This window comes from Herbiconiux sp. SALV-R1 (genome assembly GCF_013113715.1).
Classification (GTDB): domain Bacteria; phylum Actinomycetota; class Actinomycetes; order Actinomycetales; family Microbacteriaceae; genus Herbiconiux.
In genome coordinates, this window is the sequence record NZ_CP053344.1 from 644773 (window position 1) to 668135 (window position 23363).

The 23363-nt window shown below is 70.2% G+C and carries 21 protein-coding genes; 5 read left to right on the plus strand and 16 right to left on the minus strand.

Going from position 1 to position 23363, the window contains the following annotated elements; genetic code table 11:
• Positions 1–36 precede the first annotated feature (36 nt).
• Positions 37–3054 carry a DUF2207 domain-containing protein gene (locus HL652_RS03230; RefSeq protein ID WP_171703965.1) on the plus strand — a complete coding sequence of 1006 codons (3018 nt, stop codon included), beginning with the start codon at positions 37–39 and terminating at the stop codon, positions 3052–3054.
• Positions 3055–3086: 32 nt separating this feature from the next.
• Here the strand turns inward: HL652_RS03230 and HL652_RS03235 are convergent, their stop codons facing one another.
• The 3 genes from HL652_RS03235 to HL652_RS03245 form a co-directional block, all read right to left on the minus strand.
• On the minus strand, positions 3087–4808 hold the full coding sequence (locus tag HL652_RS03235; protein ID WP_253743807.1) for an ABC1 kinase family protein: 1722 nt from the start codon (positions 4806–4808) through the stop codon (positions 3087–3089).
• A 479-nt stretch (positions 4809–5287) separates the two neighbouring features.
• Complete coding sequence (locus HL652_RS03240) at positions 5288–5914, minus strand: PadR family transcriptional regulator (RefSeq protein ID WP_171707155.1); 627 nt, start codon at positions 5912–5914, stop codon at positions 5288–5290.
• 99 nt (positions 5915–6013) lie between these two features.
• Positions 6014–6958 carry a polysaccharide deacetylase family protein gene (locus tag HL652_RS03245; RefSeq protein ID WP_216603983.1) on the minus strand — a complete coding sequence of 315 codons (945 nt, stop codon included), beginning with the start codon at positions 6956–6958 and terminating at the stop codon, positions 6014–6016.
• A gap of 143 nt (positions 6959–7101) precedes the next feature.
• On the opposite strand from HL652_RS03245, the gene HL652_RS03250 reads away from it, so the two are divergent.
• Complete coding sequence (locus tag HL652_RS03250) at positions 7102–7392, plus strand: hypothetical protein (protein WP_171703967.1); 291 nt, start codon at positions 7102–7104, stop codon at positions 7390–7392.
• Here the strand turns inward: HL652_RS03250 and HL652_RS03255 are convergent.
• The 13 genes from HL652_RS03255 to HL652_RS03315 all read right to left on the minus strand — a co-directional run bounded on the left by HL652_RS03255 (position 7382) and on the right by HL652_RS03315 (position 21652).
• The gene (locus HL652_RS03255; RefSeq protein ID WP_171703968.1) at positions 7382–7960 is read right to left on the minus strand and encodes a PIN domain-containing protein; all 579 of its coding nucleotides are present in this window, start codon (positions 7958–7960) and stop codon (positions 7382–7384) included. The two genes, HL652_RS03250 and HL652_RS03255, sit on opposite strands and share 11 nt — an antisense overlap.
• Before the next feature lie 24 nt (positions 7961–7984).
• Positions 7985–8431 carry a helix-turn-helix domain-containing protein gene (locus tag HL652_RS03260; RefSeq protein WP_171703969.1) on the minus strand — a complete coding sequence of 149 codons (447 nt, stop codon included), beginning with the start codon at positions 8429–8431 and terminating at the stop codon, positions 7985–7987.
• A 56-nt stretch (positions 8432–8487) separates the two neighbouring features.
• Positions 8488–10224: a DUF4407 domain-containing protein gene (locus tag HL652_RS03265; protein ID WP_171703970.1), complete on the minus strand. Its 1737-nt coding sequence runs from the start codon at positions 10222–10224 to the stop codon at positions 8488–8490.
• A gap of 221 nt (positions 10225–10445) precedes the next feature.
• Entirely contained in the window at positions 10446–11537 is a 1092-nt protein-coding gene (locus tag HL652_RS03270) for a nitrilase-related carbon-nitrogen hydrolase (protein WP_171703971.1), read from the minus strand.
• 187 nt (positions 11538–11724) lie between these two features.
• Positions 11725–12714, minus strand: a complete 990-nt coding sequence (locus HL652_RS03275) for a LacI family DNA-binding transcriptional regulator (protein ID WP_171707156.1) — start codon at positions 12712–12714, stop codon at positions 11725–11727.
• A gap of 134 nt (positions 12715–12848) precedes the next feature.
• Complete coding sequence (locus HL652_RS03280) at positions 12849–13562, minus strand: gluconate 2-dehydrogenase subunit 3 family protein (protein ID WP_171703972.1); 714 nt, start codon at positions 13560–13562, stop codon at positions 12849–12851.
• Positions 13563–13593: 31 nt separating this feature from the next.
• Positions 13594–15246 carry a GMC family oxidoreductase gene (locus HL652_RS03285; RefSeq protein ID WP_171703973.1) on the minus strand — a complete coding sequence of 551 codons (1653 nt, stop codon included), beginning with the start codon at positions 15244–15246 and terminating at the stop codon, positions 13594–13596.
• Positions 15243–16187 (minus strand): aldo/keto reductase, encoded by a 945-nt coding sequence (locus HL652_RS03290; RefSeq protein ID WP_171703974.1) that lies wholly within the window; start codon positions 16185–16187, stop codon positions 15243–15245. Before HL652_RS03290 ends, HL652_RS03285 begins: the two co-directional genes overlap by 4 nt.
• Positions 16184–17194 carry a LacI family DNA-binding transcriptional regulator gene (locus HL652_RS03295; protein WP_171703975.1) on the minus strand — a complete coding sequence of 337 codons (1011 nt, stop codon included), beginning with the start codon at positions 17192–17194 and terminating at the stop codon, positions 16184–16186. Before HL652_RS03295 ends, HL652_RS03290 begins: the two co-directional genes overlap by 4 nt.
• 42 nt (positions 17195–17236) lie before the next feature.
• Positions 17237–18316, minus strand: a complete 1080-nt coding sequence (locus tag HL652_RS03300; RefSeq protein WP_171703976.1) for an ABC transporter permease — start codon at positions 18314–18316, stop codon at positions 17237–17239.
• Positions 18317–18362: 46 nt separating this feature from the next.
• A complete protein-coding gene (locus HL652_RS03305) occupies positions 18363–19883 on the minus strand; it encodes a sugar ABC transporter ATP-binding protein (RefSeq protein WP_171703977.1) in 1521 nt (506 codons plus the stop codon).
• The gene (locus HL652_RS03310) at positions 19880–20962 is read right to left on the minus strand and encodes a sugar ABC transporter substrate-binding protein (protein WP_171703978.1); all 1083 of its coding nucleotides are present in this window, start codon (positions 20960–20962) and stop codon (positions 19880–19882) included. The genes HL652_RS03305 and HL652_RS03310 overlap by 4 nt, the downstream gene beginning before the upstream one ends.
• 189 nt (positions 20963–21151) lie before the next feature.
• Complete coding sequence (locus tag HL652_RS03315; RefSeq protein WP_171703979.1) at positions 21152–21652, minus strand: MarR family winged helix-turn-helix transcriptional regulator; 501 nt, start codon at positions 21650–21652, stop codon at positions 21152–21154.
• A gap of 118 nt (positions 21653–21770) precedes the next feature.
• Here HL652_RS03315 and HL652_RS03320 point away from each other — a divergent pair, with 118 nt between their 5' ends.
• The 3 genes from HL652_RS03320 to HL652_RS03330 are packed head-to-tail and all read left to right on the plus strand — an operon-like array spanning position 21771 to position 23363.
• Positions 21771–22709: an NADP-dependent oxidoreductase gene (locus HL652_RS03320; protein WP_171703980.1), complete on the plus strand. Its 939-nt coding sequence runs from the start codon at positions 21771–21773 to the stop codon at positions 22707–22709.
• A gap of 43 nt (positions 22710–22752) precedes the next feature.
• The gene (locus HL652_RS03325) at positions 22753–22968 is read left to right on the plus strand and encodes a hypothetical protein (RefSeq protein WP_171703981.1); all 216 of its coding nucleotides are present in this window, start codon (positions 22753–22755) and stop codon (positions 22966–22968) included.
• Complete coding sequence (locus tag HL652_RS03330) at positions 22965–23363, plus strand: type II toxin-antitoxin system death-on-curing family toxin (protein WP_216603984.1); 399 nt, start codon at positions 22965–22967, stop codon at positions 23361–23363. Before HL652_RS03325 ends, HL652_RS03330 begins: the two co-directional genes overlap by 4 nt.

Below are 23363 nucleotides of genomic sequence, written 5' to 3' on the forward strand. Positions count from 1 at the left end.
GGGCGGCCGCCGCAGTTCCGCCCTAGAATCGAACGGATGGCGGGGGACATCGACGACGCGGCCGACGACCGCATCCCCGACCCCCGCCCGCAGCACACCCCGCTCTGGTCGATCCTCTCCCGCTGGCTGCTCGCGCTCGAGGCGTGGCTGCGCTCGCACGGAGGCACGCGTCTGCGCCGAGGCCTCGCGGCCTTCTGGGCCGTGGTCGCGCTCGCGGGCGGCGTGCTGCTGTTCGGGCCCGTCATCAACGAGCCGATGTCGCTCGACGACATCACAGGGTCGGCCTCGAGCGCCACGGACACCTGGATCGCCCGCGACTTCGACGTCGACTACACCGTCGAGCGCACCGACGAGGGGCGTCTCGAGGCCGACGTCGTCGAGACGATCGGCGCCTTCTTCCCCGACGGCGTCGCAGAGACCGGCATCGTGCGGGTGCTCCCGACGCAGTACGAGGGGCACGCGCTCGACCCCTCCGACCTCGAGGTGACGGTCGACGGCGAGCCGGCCACGGTCGACCGGTCGGAGAGCAGCGACCAGCTCACCCTCACGCTCAGCCCGGGCACGAGTGCGACCGCCCCGCTCACCGGCGACCACGAGTTCGTGCTGCGCTACCGTCTGCACGACCTCGCCTACACCGACGTCGACGAGGCGACCGGAGCATCCGTCGACCTTCTGGCCTGGGACGTCTTCGGCCCCTCCTGGCCGCAGGCGTTCAGCGGCCTCGACGTGAGCGTCACGCTCCCGGCCGAGCTCGACGACGCCCTCGTGCGCCAGCCGCGCGGCGCGCTGGCGTGGACTCTGCTCTCCGCCGGCGAGTGGCTCACGCCCGAAGACCCGCCGGCCGACGCGGGCGCACCTCCCGGCGCCATCACCTACGGCTTCACGAACGACCAGAACATCCCGCCCTACGCGTCGGCCCGCTTCACCATGGTGTTCGAGTCGGGCACCTTCGTGATGCCGCCGCCGACAGCGCTCTTCATCGTGCAGAGCTTCGGGCCGCTGCTGCCGCTGCTGTTCCTCGCGGTCACCCTGCTGCTCGCGCTTGCGGCGCGTGCCGTCGCGTGGAGCGATGCGCGGGGTCGCCCGTGGTTCGTCGCGCAGTCCGAGCCGCCGAGGGGCGTGAGCGTGCGCGCCGCCGCGCAGGTGCTGCGCACACCGCGCACCTTCGAGCTCGCCACTGCACTGGATGCGGTGAGCGGCAAGGGCCGCCCCGACCGCACCGCCCGGCTGCGTGCAGCAGCCCGTGCCGCCCGTCGCACCGGCCGCCTCGGCGACCGTCTGCGCGCGACGCTGGGGTACCTCTCCGCCTCCGAGTACGGCGGGCAGCTGCGCGAGGGCCTGCGGCGCATCCCGACCGGATTCGTGCGCGACTTCTTCATCGCCGCCCCGCTCGCGCTCACGCTCGTGCAGTGGGGGCTCGTGCGTCAGCTCTCGCACCAGGAGCCGCTCGCCGTGGTGTGGTGGCCCGCCGCGTTCGTGCTGCTCTCGTCGGCGATCTCGCTGATCGTGCTGGCCGTCGCGCTGAGCGCGCGCCCGCTCACCAGGAAGGGTGCGCTCGTGCGGCAGCACCTGCTCGGCATCGGCGTCTACGCTGAGCGCACGCAGCTGCTCGACCGGGCGACCACGCGCGACCCTCTGCTCGCCTATGCCGTGGTGGCGTCAGACCAGGGTGCGGCCCGCGGCACCGGGCGGCGCGTGCTCGACCTCATCGAGGGGGAGCTCGGCGACGACACGGCCTCGCGCGGATGGCGCAGCAGCGACTTCTTGAGTGCGCCGCGCATCCTGGTGCGGGTGGTGGCGGTGGTGCTGTTCGGCGCATCCGTCACCGCTGCGGCCGTGCTGCCGAACCCGTACCCGCGGTCGCTCGACCCCGTCGCCTACTCGGGCGACCTCCCGGGCACCTCCTTCAACGAGGTGCGCTCGTTCGAGGCGGATGCGGTGCTCGCCCTCGACGACGACCGCCGCGCCCGGCTGACGGTCACCGAGCGCATCGTCGTCGACTTCGCCACCGAGTCGACCTCGCAGGTGCCGCAGGTCGCCCGGCAGTGGCCCGCCCGGGCCGACGGCCAGGAGCTCGGGCTCTCGGTGACCTCGGTGACGATCGATGGAACTGACGCCCCCTACCGCGCGTCGCGCGAGGGCGACACTGAGCTCATGACCACGATGCTCGGCGAGGTGCTGACGGGGGAGCACGAGGTCGTCGTCTCGTACGAGCTCGCCTCGCCCGTGGTGGCGGCGACGGGGGCGCGGGTGGCCGAGGGGTCCGACACCGTCGACAGGCTGCGGTGGGCGGCGCTGCTGGAGGACTGGGAGTCGTCGGCCGGCTGGCCGTACGACGAGGCTCCCTCCCCGGTCACGGTGTCGATCACGATCCCGGATGCGCTGGCCGGCTCAGCGCTCGCCGCCGGCTGGATCACCGAAGACACCGACTCCTCCGACAGCGCGCGACTGTGGGAGGAGACGGTGGTGCCGTTCGGGCGCGTGGCCACCGACGCGGCCGACGACACCGGCAGCACCGACAGTCGGGACGAGGTGGCCGGGGGAACCCGGTACGTGCTCGACCTGCGCGAGAACGACAACAGCTTCCCGTTCGAGTTGAGGATCGCCGACCTCGGGGCGATGCTCGACTATCCGGCGGGCACCTTCGCTGGCCCCGACCCGGATGCGCTGGCCTGGCAGAAGGTGCGCGACGCGTTCCCCCTCGCGCTCGTCGTGGCGCTCGGCGTGCTCGCGCTCGCCATCGGCGCCGTGAGCGCGCTCGTGGCCCGGCGCCGCGGCTCGCGTCGTGCGCCGCCCGGGTTCGTGCGCGACCTCGTGTGGTGGCTCGGCAGCTCGACCGCCGTCTCGACGGTGTGGCTCTTCGTCTGGGCCAGCTCCGACATGCCCGACGACTGGCCCGAGTTCCCGCCCCTCGCCCTCGCGGCCCTCGCCGCCGTCGTCGGCGCCGCCGCCTGCTGGAGCCTCACCCTCCGCGAACGCCCCGCCGCCGCGACGGGCCGCAAGGTGCCTCGCCGGATCGACGCCCGCCGCCCGCCCCGCGACCGCGTCGAATAGGTCGCGATCGACGTCGGAGACGCCGCGGGGCGTCAGCGGTCTCGGCCCGCGCGACCGGCGAAGAGGGTGTGGAGGAGGGGGAGGACGGAGACGACCATGAGCACGGTGCCGAACACGGTGTCGTCGGCGCGCACGATGGCGCCGGCGATGAAGATGGTGCCGAAGAGCAGGCCCGAGATGAGGCGGCGGCCCGTGCGTTCGAGGCGGCCGACGCGGCGTTCGAGGGCGGGGTCCGAGACGACGAGTCTGCCCTCCTCGGCGCGGGTGACGAGGTCGTCGAGGCGCTTCGGGAGCCGCCAGGCGAGCTGCAGGTTCTCGAGGGCCTGGCGCCCGAGGTCTTGGGCGAGGTTGCCGCGCTCCTCCCGGATGAGCTGCTGCGCGTACGGCTCCACCGAGTTCCAGAGGTTGAACGACGGGTCGAGCGCGCTGCACACCCCCGACGTCAGCGACATCGCCCTGATGATGAGCAGGAAGTTCTCCGGCAGCTGGAACGGCAGCGACCGCACCACGTGCCCGAACTCCACCCCGAAGTCGCGGAACTCGCGCGGGTCGACCTCCCGGAGCTCCGCGAACCCCATGCCCCCGAACCGCGCGAACAGCTGCGTCAGCGCGCGCTCGAGCTCGCTCGTCTCCGCCGACGGCAGCAGCACGCCGAGGTCTTGAGCCGCAGCGACGAGCCCCTTGCCGTCACGCGAGGCCGCGGCGATGAGCATCTTGCGCAGCCCCGAGCGCGTGTTCGCCGGAACCGTGCCCATCATGCCGAAGTCGATGAAGGTGAGGCGCCACGGATGCGCGACCGCCGCATCCGGGTCGGTCACCTCGTCGAGAGGGGCGGGGACGGGAGTGACGAAGATGTTGCCCGGGTGCGGGTCGGCGTGGAAGAAGCCGTTCGTGAACAGCTGGTCGAACATGACGGCGGCGAAGACGGGTGCGACGTCGGCCGGGTCGATGCCGGCCGCGCGGAGGGCGTCGGCGTCGGTGATCTTGATGGCGGTGACGTCTTCGAGGGTGAGCACGCGACGGGTGCTGCGCTCCCACACCACCTGGGGCACGCCGACGCGGGGGTCGCCCGCGAAGTCGTCGGCGAAGCGCACCGAGTTCGCGGCCTCGTGGAGGTAGTCGATCTCTTCGAGCGAGGTGGCGGCGAACTCCTCGACCAGCGCGGGGGCGTCGACGCGGTCGGAGACGAGCCGCACGTGGCTGAGCCAGCGACCCACGCGGCGGAGGGCCGCGAGGTCGACCTCGACGATCGCGTCGATGCCGGGGCGCTGCACCTTGAGCATCACGGCGTCGAGTCCGGTGTCGGCGGCGTCGGCGGGCGCAAGCCTTGCGCGGTGGGCCTGGCCGAGGGATGCCGCGGCGACGGGCGTCTCGTCGACCCAGGTGAACGCGCGCCACAGCGGCATGCCGAGCTCGGCCTCGGCGAGCTGCCTGATGAGCTCGAACGGCACCGGCGGAACCTCGTCTTGCAGGCCCTCGAGCTCTTTCGTGATCTCGGGCGGCAGCACGTCGAGGCGCGACGACATGAACTGGCCGACCTTGATCATGAGCCCGCCGAGCTCGACGGCCAGCACGTGGAAGCGTCGCGCGAAGCGCTGCATGCGCTTCGGGCGGGTGCGCTCGGCGATGCGGGTGAGCCCGATGCGGGGCAGCAGCAGCTCGAAGAACCAGGTCACCGCGAGGTTCCAGCCGGCGAAGCGCAGGATGCGGCGGTAGCGCTTGCGGGTATCGGGGGCGTGGGAGGCGGTGCCGATGACGGTGGTGGGGGCGGCTCCCGGGGCGGGGGCGCCGGGCGCCGCGGTCGTCGTGGGGGCCGCTGGCGCGCCGGACGAGGGGGCAACAGGCGCGGCGGGCGCGGGTGGGGTGGGCGCGGGCTGCTCGGCGGCAGCGTCGTGCACCGTGTCGTCGTGGTGATGGCTCGCGTCGGCCGCCAGCCGCGCCAGTTCCATCGGCAGATCGAACGCCACGGTGTGTTCGGCGTCGGCCGGCGCGGTTCTGCGAGCTTCGGCGTCGGCCTCGGCCGTCGCTCGTGCCGCTGCCATGGGGAGATCGAACGCGAGGGTGGGTTCGTCGCCGCGCGAGGCGGCCTCGGCGTCGGGCCCGGGCTCGGCATCCGCCTCGGGCTTGGGGCGGCCCCAAGCCCGTTCCAGGGGCGTCGTGTTCGCGGAGCCGGCGCCGGGGGAGCGCGGGTCTCGGGCCCGGTCGGAGCCGGGCGGGAGCTCTGCCACCCGGGTCAGTCCTGAGCGAGGATGGCGTACAGCCGCTTGCGCGCATCCTCGAGCTCGGCGACCGCCTGCTTCACCTGCTCGGGGCTGCCGGTGCGGCCCACCTGCGCGGCCGCCTGGGCCAGCTCGAACCCGGCCTTGGGCAGCGCGCCGCGGAGGTCACCGCGACCGCCGGTGCCGAACGGGTTGCGCCAGCCGTCGGACCCGGAGCCGGAGCCCGTGCCCGACGAGTCGCCGGATGCGCCCCACGGCTCTGTGCCCTCGGTCTCGGCCACGGTGGCGCGGCCGGCCTCGGTGAGCGCGTAGGTCTTGCGGCCGTTCGACTCCTCGGCGGCGATCAGCCCCTCGTCGGCGAGGAGCTGCAGGGTGGGGTAGACCGACCCGGCGCTGGGCTTCCAGTTGCCGCCGCTGCGCTCCTCGATCTCGTGGATGATCTGGTACCCGTGCATGGGCTTCTCGGCGAGCAGCGCCAGCACGGCAGCGCGCACGTCGCCGCGGCCCATGCGGGAGCCCACCTTGTTCTCGAAGCGCTCGCGGAGCTGCTCCATCGCGCGCCACAGCCCGTCGGTCTGCGAACCGGACCCACCACTGAACGCGCCCGTCCCGAAACCGCTCGACCCGAACGAACCACTCATCATGACCTCCTCGAGAACCGCCAACGATACTCAACGATAGGCCGCGCATCCGCTCATCGACACCTCGCCCAGCAGATGCTCAGGCCCGCGCGCCCCCGCTCAGCGCAGGAAGACGTCGTCGAGGGTGACGGTGCGGAGTCCGCGCTCGGTGAGGAGTGCTGAGAGCTGGGGGAAGACGTTGGTGACGGGCAGGTAGTTGAGGTGCCCGATGACGATGTGCTGGGGCAGGAACCACTGCGTCGCGAAGTCGATCACCTGCTGCTCGGTGATGAGGCCCGAGTCGCTCAACGATCCGTACCAGAGCGCCGGGCAGGTGTAGCCGATGCTGGCGGCCAGACGGTCGACGCGGGCGTCGTGGTAGCCGTACGGTGGGCGGAAGTAGGGCCGCGCATCCACCCCGTAGGTGTTCAGGATGAAGTCGTGGTTGCGCTGGAGCTGGTCGATGACGCCGGCGTCGCTCTGGCTGGTGAGGTCGACGTGGTCGAAGGTGTGGTTGCCGAGCTGGATCTGCCCCGACTGCACGAGCGGGCGCAGGAGGTCGGCGTTCTGCGTCCACCCGCCGTAGGTGCCGTTGAGGAAGAAGGTGAGGCGCGTGCCCGTCGCCGCCGCGAACTCGGTGTAGAGGCGGATGACGTCGGCGTTCGACCCGTCGTCGACCGTCCACGCGAGCAGGTTGCCCTGGCCGGGGAGCTCGGTGATCGCGCCGGCGGGGAGGGCGACCTTCTCGATCGGCGGGAGCGCCGGGGTGGGCTCGGGGGTGGGCGTGGGAGTCGGGGTCGGCGTTTCGGTCGGGGTGGGGGTCGCGGTGGCTGTGTGGGTTACCGCCGCGACAGGGGTCGCGCTCGCCGTGGCCGACCCGGCCGGCGCGCTGATGGGCGATCGGGGGGCCGCCGCGCTCGACACCGCGGCGAACACACCGCCTCCCGCCGCGACCGCTCCGGCACCCACGATGCCCAGGAAGAGCCGCCTGTCGATGCCCGCTACTGCCGCCCGCGATGACTCCGCCGCGTGCTTCGGGGCGGATCGTTCATGCCTCGGCGTCACGTGCATCCTTCGTCTCGCGTCGACGAGGGTTCCGTCAACTCGACATTTGACGATATGTGTTTCGTGTGAATCGCCGCTACCACGCTTTCGGGTGTCAGGGCAGGCGGATGCTGTGCTCGCGGTATCGACGTATGGTTCCACCCATGAGCAGCGAACTCGACGATCCCACCCAGCGCCCGCAGACCCTCCAGCGCCCGCAGGGTGGCGTGAACCCCATCGCGATCGTCTCGCTGCTCGCCGGCGTCGCGGCGATCGTGCTGCTCGCGGCGGGCATCCCCACCTGGATCCCGCTGTGGTTCGCCGCCATCGGGCTCTTCCTGGCGATGATCTCAGTGCTCGGCTCCCGGCCGTCGGCCGCGCGGTGGGTGAGCACGATCGCCATCGCCGTGTCGGTCGTGCCGTTCGTGATGATGCCGTTCTACATCACGACGTAGAGCTCGCGACGCGCAGGCGGATTCGCCGTGCGAAGGCGGGGCACCCGGCAGCGTCGAGTGCGCTTGCCAGCGGGTGCATCTGTTTGCCGGCCAGTCGCTCGCGGATGCGCCCGTCGTCGCGCTGCCGTGCCACGACGCGACCCACCGCGAGCGCATCGCTGTCGTCGACGAGCGTGAAGAAAGCGTCAGCACCCATGACGTCGAAGGGCAGGTCGTCGGGGTGACCGAAGGGGCGTGGGTCATCGGTGAGCACGATGTCGCTGCGTGCACCCAGGGCCGCGGCGTGCAGGTGGCGTTCGTGGGGGTCGCCGCCTGCGGCGTCGCCCGAGGCGTCGACCTCGGTGAGCACCTCGTCGAAGTTCTCGAGGAGCGTGCGGTGCAGCCGGTCGAGCATCTGCTCGTCGACACCCGGGTGCGCGAGGCGGGTGGCCTCGATCGCCTCGGCGACCACGACGACGGTCGAGTGCAACTGGAACAGGTCGCGCGTCTCGTTGCGCAGCAGGAACAGCCAATCGCGCGCCGTTCGGTTGAACAGGAGGGTGCTGTCGGGAAGAACGCGGAGGGTCATTCCGTGATCATAGCTGAGGAATATTCAGGTCTGCGACGGTTCGAACGCGTCGTCAGCGCGACGCAGTTCGTCGAAGGCGGCCGACCGTCGAGCGTCGCGCTCGACCTTCAGGTCGAGGATGTCGCGGGTTGCGAAGCGCGCGTGCGAGCCGACCCGGGTGACGTGGAGTCTCTGCTGGTCGACCAGCTTCATGAGGGTCGGCCGCGAGACACCGAGCATGTCGGCGGCGGCGCTGCTCGTGAGCTGCTCGGGCAGGGTGGAGACGGTCACCGGGCCCCGGGTCGCGCGGTCGAGGATGTCGAGGAGCGTCTGCGCCAGCTCAGGATCGACCTCGACGTGCCCGCCGTCGTCGAGCGTCAGGGTCGCCTGGGCGACCCGACTCTCGGCCACGGCGGCGAGCAGGTGCCGGGTTTCGGCCTCGAGGCGGTCGTCGAGAGCGATCGTGCCGCGAGTGAGCAGTTCTGACGCCATGGGTCGACGGTAGCGGGTTGCACTTACAAGTGCAACCGAACACCGCGAAGACGAGATCAGAGGTTGTCGAGAAGACCGGCGCGCCGGAGGTAGTCGGCCCGGTCGGAGTTGCGGGGCAGCGGTCGCGTGGGCGGGTCTCCCGCAGCGCGGCCGCCGGCGGTGGGAACCTCGGCGGTGTCGCGGAACAGGTCGGCCAGTTCGTCGGTGGCGTCCCGGTCCCCGGGCCGGGTGGCGGATGCACCGCTCAGCAGGGCGTCGAAACGAGCGGTCTCCGCGAGGTCGCTCGCCGCTGACTCGGAACGGCTCGGGGCGAATCGGGCGGGCCACTCGATCTCCCGCGCCTCGGGCGCGGTGCGGCTGCCCGCCGCGGGCCGCGAGAACGGCCACCGCTTCGTGCGCGGCTCGGAGGCGGCACCGGCGTCCGGCGCGCCCAGCGCACCCGCCGCGGAGCCCTCCGCCGACTCGAGCTCGCGCTCCCACTCCTCCATTCGCGCGGCTGCCCGCGCCCCCGCGTACGACCCCCACACCTCGAGCGCCCGCGAGATCACGGCCTCCTGCTGCTCCAGCACGGCGGCGTTGATCCGCTTGCCGAACTCCAGCTGCTGTTCGGCCCGGTCGGACGCCACCGACACCTGCACCGACGCCTCGGCCTCGATCGCCCGCGCCCTCTCGCGAGCCCAGATCTCACCGCCCGACACCTCGCTGTCTTCACGCACGTCGAGCATCCGGTCGTAGGCGGTGGGCGCACCGAGGTTCGACAGCACTTTCACGATCACGGGCAGCAGTTCGATGCACACGAACAGCAGGGCGATCATGATGTGCGCCACGTTCAGCAGTGCGTTCTTCTCGCCGAGGCGGAACAGCGCATCCAGCCGCGACAGCAGTCCCGCACTGTTGTCCACGGCGTTCTCGTAGGCCGCCTGCTCGGCGGCGCGCTGCTCCTGCGCGGTGGCGAGCGTCGCCTTGTCGGCGGCGAGCTGGTCTTGTGCAGCCGACAGCCGGCTCTGAGCGGATGCTTCGAGGTTCGTCTGCGCCTCCGCGAGCGCCGTGGCTTCCGCCTGCTTGGCGGCGTCGAGCCGCGTCTCGGCGGCCTGGAGGGCGGCGAGCTTCGACGCGGTGACCGGCCCGTCGCCGCGCACGCCCGTGCCCCCGCTCCCGTCGATCTCGGCGAGGTAGGCGGCCTGGGCGGCGTCGTAGGCGGCCTGCGCCGACGCCGTCGCGGCCTGTGCCGCCGCGTAGTTCGGGTCGGCCGAGAGATCGGTCTGCAGTCCCTTGTCGACGATCGCCTGGTTCGCCGCGATCGACTCCTCGAGCCCTGGAATGGCGGCGAACCGCGGGTCAGACGCCATCCGCTCCTCGAACGCCGCCTTCTCCTCGGCCTGCATCACCTGGATCTCGGAGTTGATCTCGGCCGCGAAGATCTGCAGCGTCAGCGGCGTCGAGATGACCGTTCCGATGATGAGCGCGAGCGCCACACGCGGAATCGCGAGCCCGATGTTGCGCGCCACGCCCTTCTGCTTCGCCATGCCGATGATGAGCAGCCGGTCGAGATTCAGGATGATGACGCCCCAGAACACCCCCACGATGATCGCGACCGCGAGCGGCGCCCCCACCGCCATCGACAGCGCGAACGCCGCCGACACCGCACTGAGCAGCGCCGTGCTGAGAATGACGCCACCCATCGCGACGAACCGCGCCCGGTCGCCGGGAGTGTCGGCGAGCACATCGAGCCGTGCCCCGCCGAGCCACGCCATGGCGTTGGAGACGGGGTTCGAGTTGTAGCGACGAGCCATTCAGCGGCGACCTTTCGGGGAGGCGATCTCGGCCAGAACAGCGGATGCGCGCTCGACCGCACAGGCACGCCCTGACACGAGGAGCGAAGCTACTGCACGTGCATCCACGTTTCCTGGCACGTCGCTGTGCCCGGGTGGAGAGCGGCCGGCGCACGCGAACGCCCCCTCGCCCGGCGAACCGAAGGAGGGGGCGGTCGAGTCGAAGCCGGAGGGCAGTGGGCCTACTCGCCGTAGCCCGTCGGAGGCGTGAGCACGCCGCGCTCGATCAGCTTCTCGATGTTGTCGGCCCGGGTCTGGTGCTCGCGAGCCAGCCAGCCCTCGCTCGGAGGGGCGTCGAGGTACTGGTTCTTCGGGTAGATCGGCTGGTCGTAGATGGCCCGGTACTGCTCGGTGCGCAGGTCTTTGAACTGGTTGTAGAGACCGTTCGCCACGCGTGCCCGCCGCAGGGCCTCGATGTCGATCGTCGTGCAGACGAACGAGTCGCCCGTGGTCCAGCCGCGCTGCTGCGTGAGCACCTGGCCGCGCGGGCCGACGATCATCGACTGGCCGCCGAAGAGGTCTTGCACGCCGCCGTCTTCGCGGTACTCCGGCCCGAGGTTCGGCGCCACCACGTAGGCGGAGTTGAACATGGCGTGGGCGCGGTTCTGCAGCTCCCACATGCCGTTCTGCACGGCCGGCTCGATGAGGGTGGGGCGGATGATGATCTCCGCGCCGTTCATGGCGAGCCCGCGCGCCACCTCGGGGTAGACACCCTCGTGGCAGATGGCGATGCCGATGTTGCCGATCTCGGTGCGCGCCACCGGGAAGATGGCGTCCATCACGTTGCCGTTGCCCTTCTTCTCGATCCACTCGTCCCACACGTCGTGCGGGTTCATGTTGCCGAGCATGCCGCCCTCGTAGGCGTCGCTGGTGGCCTTGTAGCGCTTGTAGACGATCTCGCCCTGCGGGTCGATGATGAACGCCACGTTGAAGTGGCGGTCGGGGAAGTCGTCGTCTTTCACCATGTACAGCTCGGCCGCGATGTAGGTGTCGAGTTCGCGGGCCTTCTTGGCCAGCTCGTCGGTCTCGGGGCCGGGGATCGTCACGGCGAAGTGACGCTCCTTCTCGCGGTTGCCGGGGAAGTTGGCGATCATGCCCTGGATCGCCATCTCGGGAAGCACCACCAGTCGAACCGGGGAGCCTTCCCATCGACCCACCATGACGGCGGTGTCGATGAATTCGTTGATTCGCTTCACATTCGCCACACCATCGCCCGGATTCTTCACGGTGAAGGTTCGGGGCGACACTGCCACGACGACGAAGGGGTCGACCATGTTCGTGCTCTCTTTCCATGGGGAACGCGGAGCTGATCCGCGCTGATCGAATTGCGCTGGTGAGCGATCCGGAAGATCTGAGTTAGCGCTCACTCAGACTAGTCGCGTCGACGATGCCGCCGCAAGAGTGGCAGGCGAAAGCCACCCGACGGGTTGACGGCGGGAGCTTGTTAGCGCACTATCGGGATCAGCCCCGGCGCGCGGGCGCACTGGTCTGGCGCACCACCAGCTCGGGCTGGAGGAGCGGGATGACCTCGTCGGCCCCGCCCTTGATCATGGCCAGGATGCGGCTGACCGCCGTGTGACCGATCTGCTCGAAGTCGAGGGTCACGGTGGTGAGCGCGGGCCGGTAGTAGGCCGACTCCTTGACGTTGTCGAAGCCGACGACGCTGACCTGGCCCGGCACCTCGATGCCCGCCTCGTCGAGCGCCTTCACCACGCCGAGCGCGAAGGGGTCGTTGGCGGCGAATACGGCGGTGACCTCGAGGGTCTCGGCGATCATCCGTCCCACCCGGTAGCCCTCGGCCGCCGACCAGTCGGTGGTGGTGAAGGCGGGCGGCGCCACGCGGCCCTGGGCCGAGAGCTCCTCGGCCCAGCCGCGGGCGCGAGCGGTCGACGCCATCCATCCCTCGGGCCCCTGCACGTGCCAGACGGTCTCGTGTCCGAGCTCGAGCAGGTGCCGCACGGCCTCGCGCGCTCCGCGCACCTCGTCGATGGAGATGCTGGTGGCGCTCGCGGGCGTGCCCTGCTCGAAGGTGACCATCGGCACGCCGATGTCGAGACTCTGGATGACCGAGATGGCCTCGTAGAGCGGGGCCAGCACGATGATGCCGTCGACCGCATCCGGCCCCACCGATTCGAGGGCGGAACGGATGGCGTGGCGATCGAGCGACCCCAGCGTCACCAGGCGTGTGGAGTAGCCGTGCCGGCGGGCCTCCTCCGAGATTCCGTAGAGGGCGACCGACGGCCCCAGCACCGCGAGCTCGAAGCTCACGACGCCGATGGTCATCGTGCGGTTGCTCGCGAGGGCGGCGGCGGCCGGGTTGCGCCGGTAGCGCAGCTGCTCGATCGCGCGCTCGACGCGTTCGCGGATCTCGGGCGCGACGTTCTGCGCCCCGTTCACGACCCGAGACACCGTCTGCTGCGACACCCCGGCGAGCTTCGCCACGTCGATCATGCGCGGCCCCTGGGAGCGCGAGCCGAGCCGTTCTCCGCGGGTGCTTGTCGTGGAGGCTGAGGCGGCGCGAGGCATCTGCTCATTATGCCCGCCCGGGCGCCGGTCGACAGTCGTCGCCACGGGCGGGCCGCCGCTCACGGCCGGCGGTAGCGCAGCACCTCGGGGTGCCGCTCGTAGGGCCACTCCGCACCCTCGACCATGTAGGAGCGGGTGGTGTAGCTGCCGTCCATCGTCGACGCGAGGCTCGGCGGGCCGTCGAAGCCGATGACGCCCCAGCCCACGCGGTTCTCGTTGCCGCCGTAGACCGGGTCTCCGTAGAAGCCCTGGCGGGTGTTCAGCACGAGGAGGGGGAAGAACTCCAGGAAGTCCTCGTTCACCGGCTGGTTGCCGGCGGGGGCGCCGCCGAGGCCGACCCCCTCGTCGTTCAGCGCGAACCGTCCTGGCTTCGACGCGCCCGAGAGCTCCTCCAGCACGGCGTCCTGCGCCTGTTCGTCGAGCTTGACGAAGGCCGGCGCCCCGCGCTTCTCGGCGAGTGCGTCGAGTTGGCGCACGCCGTCGCGGTAGAAGCCCTGCCGCGCCTCGATGCGCTCCTGCCAGGCCTCCTCCTCGAGTCCCTCCATGCGGAGGAAGCCGTTGCCGTCGGCGGCGGGGAAGATGAACTGCGTGCCGGCGAGCATCCGGTCGATGAAGCGCACCACCTTCGCCTCCCGGGCACCGGGGTGGTGGTCGGTGGGGATGATGCGGGCCGTGGCGGCCTCGACCGTCGCCCACTCGTGCTCGGTGAAGAACAGCGGTTCGTCGTCGTCTCGTGTGGAGATGGGCGCGGTCACCCATTCTGCCTGTCCCATGGTGAAGTCCTTTCTTGAGTCGGTGTCGTCGTCAGTCGGTCGTCCAGCCGTGGCGGTCGACCTGCAGGATGCGGTCGGCGCAGCGCCAGGCGTTCGCCATGATGGTGAGCGCCGGGTTGATGCCCGTGGCGGTGGGGAAGAAGCTGGCGTCGAACACGTAGAGGTTCGGCACCTCGTGCGAGCGGCACCAGCGGTCGACGACCGAGGTGGCCGGGTCGTCGCCCATGCGGGTGGTGCCGAGCTCGTGCGAGGTGTTGCCCGTGATGCGCTCCATGTTCACCGGAACCACCCGGGAGGCGCCCGCCGCCTCGAGGATCTCGCCGTTCTTCTTCACCTGCCAGCGCTCCTGCGCGAAGTCGTTCGCGTGGGGCGTGTGGGTGATGCGCGCGACCGGCAGGCCCCACGCATCCTTCACCGTCGGATCGAGGTCGACCCGGTTGCTCTCGACCGGGAGGTCGTGCAGCAGGATGCCGATCTTCATGCTGTGGTTGAAGAACTCGCGGTCGGCGTCTTTCGCGGCGGCGCCCCAGGTGGGGCGGCCGGGGAAGCTCCAGTTCACCGGGTGCCCGATCATCGAGGGGAAGATGAGCGAGCCCAGGATGTGCCCGCGGCTCTCGTCGGTCTCGTAGAAGTCGAACGAGCACAGGCTCATGTAGTGCCCGGCCCAGCCGTAGAGCGGGTCGTGCACCTCGCGGTCGAACAGACCCACCGAGAACGAGTACTGGTGGAAGGTCGCGTTCTTGCCCACGAGCCCGCTGCCGTTGCCGAGACCGTCGGGATGCTGTGCCGACTTCGACATGAGCAGCAGCCTCGGCGTCTCGATGCCGCCCGCGCAGACGATGACGGCCTTGGCGTACTGCACGAACTCGTCGCCGTCCTCATCCTGATACCGCACCCCGGTGGCCTTGCCGTCGGCGCCGACGAGGATCTCGCTCACGTAGCAGTCGGAGCGGAGGTCGTAGCGGCCGGTGGAGATGGCGTCGGGGATGAAGCTGATGAGCGTCGACGACTTGCCGGTGCCCGGGTCGGGATACTGCTGCCAGAAGCCGTTCTCGCTGAACGGCTGGCGGCCGCGATAGGGCTCGGTGACCATGCCCTGCGGCATGGGGAAGGTGCTGTGGCCGAGCTTGTCCATGGCCGTGGCGAAGGTGCGGCCGATCTGGCTGAGCGTCGAGGGCTTCGTGGGGTAGCCCTTACTGCGGGGAGCCTCCCAGCGGTTCGCTCCGGCGAGACCGGAGGTGCCGAACTCCCATTCCACCCGGGTGTAATAGGGCTCGAGCTCGTCGTAGCTGATGGGCCAGTCGACGAGGCTCGCGCCGGGCACGTCGCCGTGGAGGCTGCGCAGCTTGAAGTCGCTGAGCGCCATGCGCGGCACCATGCCGCCCCAGTGGGTGGTGCCGCCGCCGACGACCTGGGGGGTCGCGGAGAAGTTCGTGATCACGGCCTCCTCGCTGTCGTTCTGGCGGTAGGTGCGGGGCTTCAGCTTCGGGTCTTGCCAGATGAAGTTGCGGTTGAGGAACTTCAGCTCGTCACCGGAGGCGTGCTCGGGCTTCAGCCACGGTCCGCGCTCGAGGCCCACCACGGTGAGGCCGGCCTCGCTCAGCACCTTGGCCGCGGTGGCTCCGCCGGCGCCGGCACCGACGATCACCACGTCGACGGCTTCGGGGTTCTTCTTCCTGGTCATCGTTCGACTCCGTTCTGTCCGACACGGGCGAGCTCGAGGAGCTCGCTCCAGAGGTCTTCGGGGATGGGGGTTTCGAGCAGCTCGACTGTCGCGTCGACACGCTCGGGTCGCGACATGCCGACGATGGTCGAGGCGACCCGCTCGTCGCGCACCGAGAACTGCAGCGCGGCGGCGGCGAGCGGCACGTCGTGCTCGCGGCAGAGGTCTTCCATGCGCTGAACCCGCGCGAGGGTGGCGTCGGAGACCGGCGCGTAGCAGTAGGTGGGCACGACCGACGGGCCCTTCACGAGCATCCCGCCGCCGAAGGGAGCGGCGTTCACGACGGCGACACCGTCGCGGGCGGCTCGCTCGAGCAGCGGTTCGGCCGTCTGGTCGACGAGGGTGAAGCGGTTGTGGCTGATGACCACGTCGAACACCCCGGTGTCGAGGTACTGCAGCTCGAGGTCGATCGGGCCGCCGGCCACGCCGAGGCTCTCGATGACCCCGGCGTCGCGCAGCTCGACGAGCGCCTCGACCGGGCCGCCCGACGCGACCCCCTCCTCGAACGAGATCTTCTCGGGGTCGTGCAGGTACACCAGCTGCAGGCGGTCGAGCCCGAGTCGCTCGAGGCTCTCCTCGACCGACCGCTTGACGCGCTCGCTGGAGAAGTCGGTCGAGCCGGGCAGCGGGTCGACCTTGGTGGCGACCACGAAGCCTTCGGGCACGCCACCCCGATTGCGGATGGCGGTGCCGATGCGGCGCTCACTGTCGCCGCCGCCGTACTCGTTGCTGGTGTCGATGAAGGTGAACGGGCCGTCGAAGACGCGCTCGATGGTGGCGACCGCCGTGTCTTTGTCGACCTCGTAGCCGTACTGGGCGGGGAAGCTGCCGAGGGCGCTCGTGCCCACGCACACGCTCGACACCGAGAAGCCGGTGCGGCCGAGGGGTCGGAGGGATGTCATGATCTCTTCTTTCTCTGTTCGTTGGTTCGTGGTGGGGGCGCGGTGCTGTCACGCCCCAGAAGCTGTGGTGCCACCGGCCGTGGTGGCGCGGGTTCGCGGCCGGCCATGAGTTCGAGCACGTGGTCGACCGCCTGGCGGCCCACCTCGCTGAAGTCGAATCGCACCGTCGAGAGGGCGGGCCTGAAGTACGCCGACTCGGGGATGTCGTCGAAGCCGATGACCGAGACCTCGCCCGGCACCCGCCGACCGGAGTCGACGAGGGCGCGCACCACGCCGAGCGCCATCTGGTCGTTGGCGGCGAAGACCGCGGTCACCGCGCCGTCGAGCGCGAAGCGGAGGCCGGCCTCGTACCCCGACTCGGAGGTCCAGTCGCCTTCGACGGGCGGATGCGCGGGGAGGCCGGCCTCAGACAGTGCCGTCCTCCACCCCTCGAGTCGGGCAGCGGTGCCGAGCCAGCCCGGAGGGCCCGACACGTGGTGCACCGTGCCGTGCCCCAGCGCGATGAGGTGCACGGTGGCGAGCCGCGCCCCCGCCACCTCGTCGGTGGCGATGGTGCCGAGCGTCGCCGGGCCGCCGGGGTGGAAGACGACGAGCGGAACCTCGGGGGAGAGGCCCTCGATGGCGACCAGGGCGGCCTCGAACGGGGCGAGCACGATCACGCCGTCGACCGAGTCGGCCATGAGGTGGTCGAGCGCGTTCTGCATGGCGCCGTGATCGAGTTCGGTGAGGCTCACCAGGTTGGTGGCGTAGCCCGCCCGCCTGGCCTCGTCGACGATGCCGGTGAGGGCGACCGAGGGCCCGAACTGCGCGAGGCCGAAGCTCACGATGCCGATGCTCATGCTCTGCCGGGTGACGAGGGCCCTGGCCGCCGGGTTGCGGCGGTAGCGCAGCCGGTCGACCGCGGTCTCGACGCGTTCGCGCATCTCGGGGGTGACGCTGTCGGAGCCGTTCAGAACGCGCGAGACCGTCTGGTGGGAGACACCGGCGAGCCGCGCCACGTCGATCATCCTGACCTTCCTCCCGTTCGAGGGCTGCTCGCGCGCCATGGCTCAGCGGGCGAGCGCCGCGCGCCGTCCCCGACCGCCGACGAGTTTCGAGAAGAAGCGCGAGATGCGCTGCACCCCTCCCGCGCTCGACAGGAAGACCGCGATCACGATCACCGCGCCCTTGATGACGAGCTGCGGCTCCGACGAGATGCCGACGAGGTTCATGATGTTGATGATCGTGGCGAGCACGAAGACGCCGATCACCGCGCTCACCGGGTCGCCCTTGCCGCCCATCAGCGAGGCGCCACCCACGACCACCGCGGCGATCGCATCCAGCTCGTAGCCCACGCCGATGAGCGAGCTACCCTGCCGCAGCTGGGCCGCGGCGATGAGGCCGGCGAGACCGGCGAGGATGCCGGAGAGCGTGTAGGTGATGATGAGGTTGCGGGACACCGGCAGGCCCGACAGGCGCGCCGCCTCGGGGTTGCCGCCGATGGCGTAGAGCGAGCGGCCGAAGGTGGTGAACTTCGCCACCAGCGCGGCGAGCACGGCGACGACGATGAAGATGACGACGGGGTTGCGCACGCCGAGCACGGTGCCGCTCGAGAAGGCCTGGATGAACGCCTCGTCGAGGATCTGGATGAGGCTCGTCGACTGGATGATGTAGCTGAAGCCCTTGACCGCGCTCATCATGGCGAGCGTGGCGATGAAGGGAGGGATGCGCAGCCACACCACGAGCAGGCCGTTGACGAACCCGGCGGCGGCGCAGCACAGCAGGGTGACGCCCACGGAGAGCCCCGCCGACATCCCCGTCTGGAGGGTGAGCGCGACGATCACCGTCGACATCGCGAGGATCGACCCCACCGAGAGGTCGATGCCTCCGGTGAGGATGACGAAGAACTGGCCCACCGCGAGCACGGCGACGATGGAGGCGGCGGCGATGACGTTCTCGGCGTTCCGCAGCGTGAGGAAGTCGGCCGAGACGTAGTAGCCGACGATGATGATGGCGAGCAGCACCAGCAGCAGGTAGCTCTTGCCGAGCAGGCGCTTGCCGAGGCTGCGCATCCGGTTCGCCGTGCTGGGCCCGGGCGGGGTGGGGGCTGTGCTGTTGCCGACCGGTGGCCGGAGGGTGTTCTGGGACATGGGCTTCTTCGCTCTTCTCAGGAGTAGGTGTGGTGAGTCGTGGGGCTCAGGCGAACCGGCTGAGGATCGCCTTCCCCTGCGGGTCTATCTCGTCGTGGTTGAGCTCGGCGACGACCGAGCCGCGGGCCATCACGAGCACGCGGTCGCACATCATCGCCTCGGTGATCTCGGAGCTCGCGATGATGACGGTGCCGCCGCCGCGGGCGTAGTCGCGGAGGAGCTCGTACATGTCCTCCTTCGCTCCCACGTCGACGCCGCGCGTCGGTTCGTCGCAGATGAGGATGCGCGACTTGCGCACCAGCCAGCGCGCCAGGATGGCCTTCTGCTGGGTGCCGCCGCTGAGGGTCTTGACGGGCTGGTTGACCCCCGAGACCTTCATGCCGAGCCGGGTCACCATGTCGGCGGCGACCCGGCGCTCGCGGCGGGAGTCGATGACGCTCAGGCGGCTGAACGCGGGAAGGCTCGCCAGCGTGATGTTGGCGGCGACCCCGAGATCGGGTACGAATCCCGCCGTCTTGCGGTCTTGGGGGAGCAGGCCGATGCCGCGCCGGATGGCGTCGCGGGGTGCCGCGAGGTCGACCCGCTTGCCGTCGATGCGGATGGATCCGGATGCGCGTCGCCGGGCCCCGGCGAGGAGGCCGGCCAGCTCCGACTGGCCGCTCCCGATGAGCCCCGACATGCCGAGCACCTCGCCGCGCCGCAACTCGAACGACACGTCGTCGACGTGACCCTCGTCGGAGAGGCGGTCGACCGAGAGGATCACCTCCTCGCCGCGGCCCGTCCCGAGGCGGGGTGAGCGCTCGCCGCGCAGCGCCGTCTCGGCGATCGACCCCTCCAGGCTCTTGCCCACCATGGCGGTCACCACGTCGGAGGGGGTCGAGTCTGCGGTGTCGAACTCGGCGGCTGTCGCCCCGTCGCGCAGCACGGTGACCGCGTCGCAGAGCGAGTACACCTCGTCCATGCGGTGCGAGATGAACAGCAGGGTCACGCCCTCGGCCGCCAGCGACCGCAGCACGGTGAACAGCTTCTCGACGTCGGGGCTCGGCAGGGTGGAGGTGGGCTCGTCGAGCAGCAGCACCCTGGCGTCTTTGTGCAGCGCCTTCGCCAGCTCGACGGCCTGCTGCTCGGCGGTGGAGAAGCTGCCCACCGGTGCGCGCACGTCGAGGTCGAAACCGACCCTGGCCAGCGCATCCTGAGCCTCGCGGTACATGCGCGCCCAGTCGACCTTGCCCGCCTGGCGGGGAAGGCGGCCGAGGAAGATGTTCTCGGCGACGGAGAGCGAGGGCACCAGGGAGAGCTCCTGGTAGATGGTGTGGATGCCGGCGTTCTGCGCATCCGTCGGCTCACGGAAGCGCATGTCCTTTCCACCGAGGCGGATGGTGCCGCCGTCGGGGGTCTCGGCGCCGGAGAGCATCTTCACCAGGGTCGACTTGCCCGCCCCGTTCTGGCCGGCGAGGGCGTGGATGGAGCCCTTCGTCACCGAGAACGTCACGCCCTTCAGGGCTTGGACGCCGAGGTAGCCCTTGGTGATGCCGTCGAGCTCGAGCTCGATCGTGCCGCCCCTCATTCCTCGTTCGCCTTCACGTAGGTGTCGTCGGCCACGTAGTAGTCGGCGGCGTTCTCGGGCGTGACGACGGTGGTGTCGATGTAGAGGGTCTTGTCGGGGCACTGCGACTGGTCGTCGTTGAAGGCGGCGAGGGCCATCTTCACGGCGGTGGCGCCCTGGTCCCATGGCTGGTTCGAGGCGGTGGCCTGGAGCGGGCCGGTCGGGTCGTCCATCATCTCCTTCACCGAGACCATGCCGCCGTCGTAGCTGGCCAGGATGATGCCGTCGCCCCAGATGCCCGCCTGCTGGAGGCCCTGCACCACGCCGCCGTTCATGACATCGCTCATGCTGTAGACGATCTTGAGGTCGGGGTTGGCGGTGGCGACGTCGCGGATGGGGGCGAGGGCCTTGTCGGGCTTCCACTCGCCGTACTTCGTGTCGAGGGTGGTGGTCTGGATGCCGGGGTGGGCCTCCATCACCTTGTCGTAGCCCTCGAGGAAGCCGTTGAAGCGCAGGTCGCTCAGCACGTCGCCCGGGAAGCCGCCGATGCCGACGATCTTCACCTCACCGGTGTCGCCGAACTTCTCGAGGGCCTTGTTCGCGGCCACCTCACCGGCGAGCGAGCCGGTGTACTCCTGGTCTTCGGCGACGTAGCAGAACATGTCGGGAACGAGGCTCTCGTCGAGGTTCGAGTTGACCGTCACGAGCGGGATGCCGGCGTCCTTCAGCGCCTGCACCGACGGGCCGACGCCGATGGGGTCGTTGGCGTTCATGACGACGACGTCGACGCCCTTGGTGATGAGGGTCTGCACGTCGGCGTTCTGGCGCACCGTGTCGCCGTTGGCGTCGAGCAGTTCGATGCGGGCGCCGATCTTGTCGGCCTCGGCCTGGCCGCCCTCGACGAGGGTCTTCCACCAGTCGCTGCCGCTGATGCCGCGCTGGCTCCAGCCGATGACGAGGCCGTCGCCGCTGGCTTTGTCTTCGTCGGAGGCGGGGCCGCCGCCGGCGCGGCACCCGGTGAGGGCGAGGGCTGACACGGCGAGAACTGCAGCGCCGGTGACGAGGCGGCCGGTGAACCGGCGTCGGGATGACGTGATCATGAGGACACTCCTTCGTGTGATCTCATCCGCCGGGGATCGGTGCTGACCGATGCGCCTCCGCCGTCGGAGGCTGACGGATCGTTGTGGCGATGTTAGCGCACTATCAGACACATGGCCAAGCAATGCCCCTTCATTTCAGGGTGCTTAATTTCACGCAGGAGTTATGAGTTACCGATCACTCACGCTATTTCAGCGGCGGCGGCGGGGCGCTGCGGAGCGCGGCGGGTTCGACCGCATGTGGTCGCGCACGGCCGACAGCGTGCGCCCGAGCTCGGCCACCTCGCCCGCGTCGATCGGCGCGAGGAAGAGCTTCTTCAGCACCGCGATGTGCCCCGGGAACACCGTGGCGAGCCGGTCGCGGCCGGCCTGCGTGATCGTCACCGTTACGCTGCGCTCGTCCTCGAGCGATGGCGCCCGGGTGACTAGCCCGGCCTTCTCGAGCAGCCCGGCCTGGTGGGTGAGGCCGCTCCTGCTGTAGACGACCCCGTCGGCGAGGTCGGTCATCCGTCTGCTGCCTTCGGGGGAGTCGCCGAGGGTGGCGAGCAGCTGGAACTGCACGTAGCTGAGGTCGCCCGCCTCCTTCAGCTGCTGCTCGACGGCGTGCCGCAGCAGGCTGCTCACCTCGATGAGCGCGAAGTAGGCGCCGAGTTCGGTGGGGTCGAGTGCTGCGTCGGTCGTCTCGTCGGTCATGGTGCCCAGTCTACTTGCTTCGAGATCGAAGCACTGTTACAGTCATGGTAAGTGCTTCGACATCGAAGCAAACGGATGCGCAAGGTATCCCGCCATCAACCAGCGAAGGAGACACATCATGAAGGCAGCACGTTTCCACCAGCACGGGGCCCCCGAGGTTCTGCAGATCGACGACGTCGAGACTCCCGCTCCGGGCGCGGGCGAGGTGCGCATCCGCGTCGCCGCGTCGGCGTTCAACCCGGCCGACAACGGCATCCGGGCGGGGTACCTCCCGATTCCGGTCGAGCTTCCGCACACCCCGGGTTACGACGTCTCCGGCACGGTCGACGCCCTCGGCGAGGGGGTCTCGGGGCTGGCCGTCGGCGACGCGGTCATCGGCTTCCTCCCCATGACGGCGCCGGGTGCCGCCGCCGAGTTCGTCGTCGCCCCTGCTTCGGCACTCGTCGCGGCCCCGACCTCGATCGCTCTCGAAGTCGCGGCGGCGATCCCGTCGGTCTCGCTCACCGCGTGGCAGGCGCTCTTCGACGAGGCGGGCCTGGCTACCGGTCAGCGCATCCTCATCACCGGCGCCGGCGGCACGGTCGGCGGCTTCGCCGTGCAGTTCGCGAAGCGCGCCGGCGCCCACGTCATCGCCACGGCGAGCCCGCGCTCGGCGGCGTCGGTGCGCGCGGCAGGGGCTGACGAGGTGGTCGACCACACGGCATCCTCGGTGCTTTCCGCGCTCTCCGCCCCCGTCGACGTCCTCCTCAACCTCGCCCCCCTCGACGCCGACGAGTTCACCGCCCTCGTCGCCCGCGTTCGCGACGGCGGCGTGGTCGTCAGCACCACCGCCTGGATGCCCACCCCCGACGACGAGTCCCGCTCGGTGCGCTCGGTGGTCGTCTACGTGCGCAGCGATGCCGACGAGCTCGCCCAGATCGCGTCCCTGGTCGACTCGGGCGCGGTGCGCGTCGAGGTCGCCCGCCGCGTGACCCTCTCGGGCCTCGCGGACGTGCACGCCGAGGCCACCGCCGGCACCCTCCGCGGCAAGGTCATCGTCCTGCCCACCGTCAACTGAGGTATATACTCGCGGGCACAGCGCATATACGAAGGGAGGCATCGTGCCCTCGACGAAGACCAAGAAGCTCATCGGCTTCACCCCAGAGCAGATCGAGATGATCAACGAACTCGCCGCTCGCCAGGGAACGACTTTCACCGCGATCGTGTCAGAGGCGGTCGACGACTACGCCGCTGTTCGTGCCACCGGCATGAACCAGATTCTCGACAGGCTTCTGATCGAGCACGGTGACGTCATCGATCGCCTGTCGCGCACGTGAACGTGAACCCGATCACGTTCCCAGAAGTCATGCACATCATCGCACGGCTCTTCGATACGGATCGGCCCGAAGAGCGCGTCAGGGATTCGGCGCTCCTGCTGTCAGCGATCGGCCGCCCGACCGCCTCCATGTTCGGGCAGGAGGCCTACCCGGGCATTCACCACAAGGCCGCCGCACTGCTCCACGGGCTCGCGAAGAACCACTCGCTCTTCGATGGGAACAAGCGGCTGGCCCTAGTCGCCGCGCTCTTCTTCTACGCCAAGAACGGGTACTGGAACACGATCGACATCGAGGGCGAGTACCAGTTCATGCTCGACGTCGCTTCGGATGAGCTCGACTCGATCGATGAGATCGCTGCCTGGTTGGGGGAGCGCTTCGCCCCGGAAGCCCAGTGA

What these genes read in the sequence shown, in the direction of transcription:
- HL652_RS03300 (WP_171703976.1), bottom strand. Translation starts at nt 18,316, where the DNA reads ATGTCCCAGAACACCCTCCGGCCACCGGTCGGCAACAGCACAGCCCCC.
- HL652_RS03295 (WP_171703975.1), bottom strand. Translation starts at nt 17,194, where the DNA reads ATGATCGACGTGGCGCGGCTCGCCGGTGTCTCCCACCAGACGGTCTCG.
- HL652_RS03280 (WP_171703972.1), bottom strand. Translation starts at nt 13,562, where the DNA reads ATGGGACAGGCAGAATGGGTGACCGCGCCCATCTCCACACGAGACGAC.
- HL652_RS03310 (WP_171703978.1), bottom strand. Translation starts at nt 20,962, where the DNA reads ATGATCACGTCATCCCGACGCCGGTTCACCGGCCGCCTCGTCACCGGC.
- HL652_RS03285 (WP_171703973.1), bottom strand. Translation starts at nt 15,246, where the DNA reads ATGACCAGGAAGAAGAACCCCGAAGCCGTCGACGTGGTGATCGTCGGT.
- HL652_RS03275 (WP_171707156.1), bottom strand. Translation starts at nt 12,714, where the DNA reads ATGATCGACGTGGCGAAGCTCGCCGGGGTGTCGCAGCAGACGGTGTCT.
- HL652_RS03270 (WP_171703971.1), bottom strand. Translation starts at nt 11,537, where the DNA reads ATGGTCGACCCCTTCGTCGTCGTGGCAGTGTCGCCCCGAACCTTCACC.
- HL652_RS03255 (WP_171703968.1), bottom strand. Translation starts at nt 7,960, where the DNA reads ATGACCCTCCGCGTTCTTCCCGACAGCACCCTCCTGTTCAACCGAACG.
- HL652_RS03265 (WP_171703970.1), bottom strand. Translation starts at nt 10,224, where the DNA reads ATGGCTCGTCGCTACAACTCGAACCCCGTCTCCAACGCCATGGCGTGG.
- HL652_RS03240 (WP_171707155.1), bottom strand. Translation starts at nt 5,914, where the DNA reads ATGAGTGGTTCGTTCGGGTCGAGCGGTTTCGGGACGGGCGCGTTCAGT.
- HL652_RS03260 (WP_171703969.1), bottom strand. Translation starts at nt 8,431, where the DNA reads ATGGCGTCAGAACTGCTCACTCGCGGCACGATCGCTCTCGACGACCGC.
- HL652_RS03315 (WP_171703979.1), bottom strand. Translation starts at nt 21,652, where the DNA reads ATGACCGACGAGACGACCGACGCAGCACTCGACCCCACCGAACTCGGC.
- HL652_RS03320 (WP_171703980.1), top strand. Translation starts at nt 21,771, where the DNA reads ATGAAGGCAGCACGTTTCCACCAGCACGGGGCCCCCGAGGTTCTGCAG.
- HL652_RS03305 (WP_171703977.1), bottom strand. Translation starts at nt 19,883, where the DNA reads ATGAGGGGCGGCACGATCGAGCTCGAGCTCGACGGCATCACCAAGGGC.
- HL652_RS03230 (WP_171703965.1), top strand. Translation starts at nt 37, where the DNA reads ATGGCGGGGGACATCGACGACGCGGCCGACGACCGCATCCCCGACCCC.
- HL652_RS03250 (WP_171703967.1), top strand. Translation starts at nt 7,102, where the DNA reads ATGAGCAGCGAACTCGACGATCCCACCCAGCGCCCGCAGACCCTCCAG.
- HL652_RS03290 (WP_171703974.1), bottom strand. Translation starts at nt 16,187, where the DNA reads ATGACATCCCTCCGACCCCTCGGCCGCACCGGCTTCTCGGTGTCGAGC.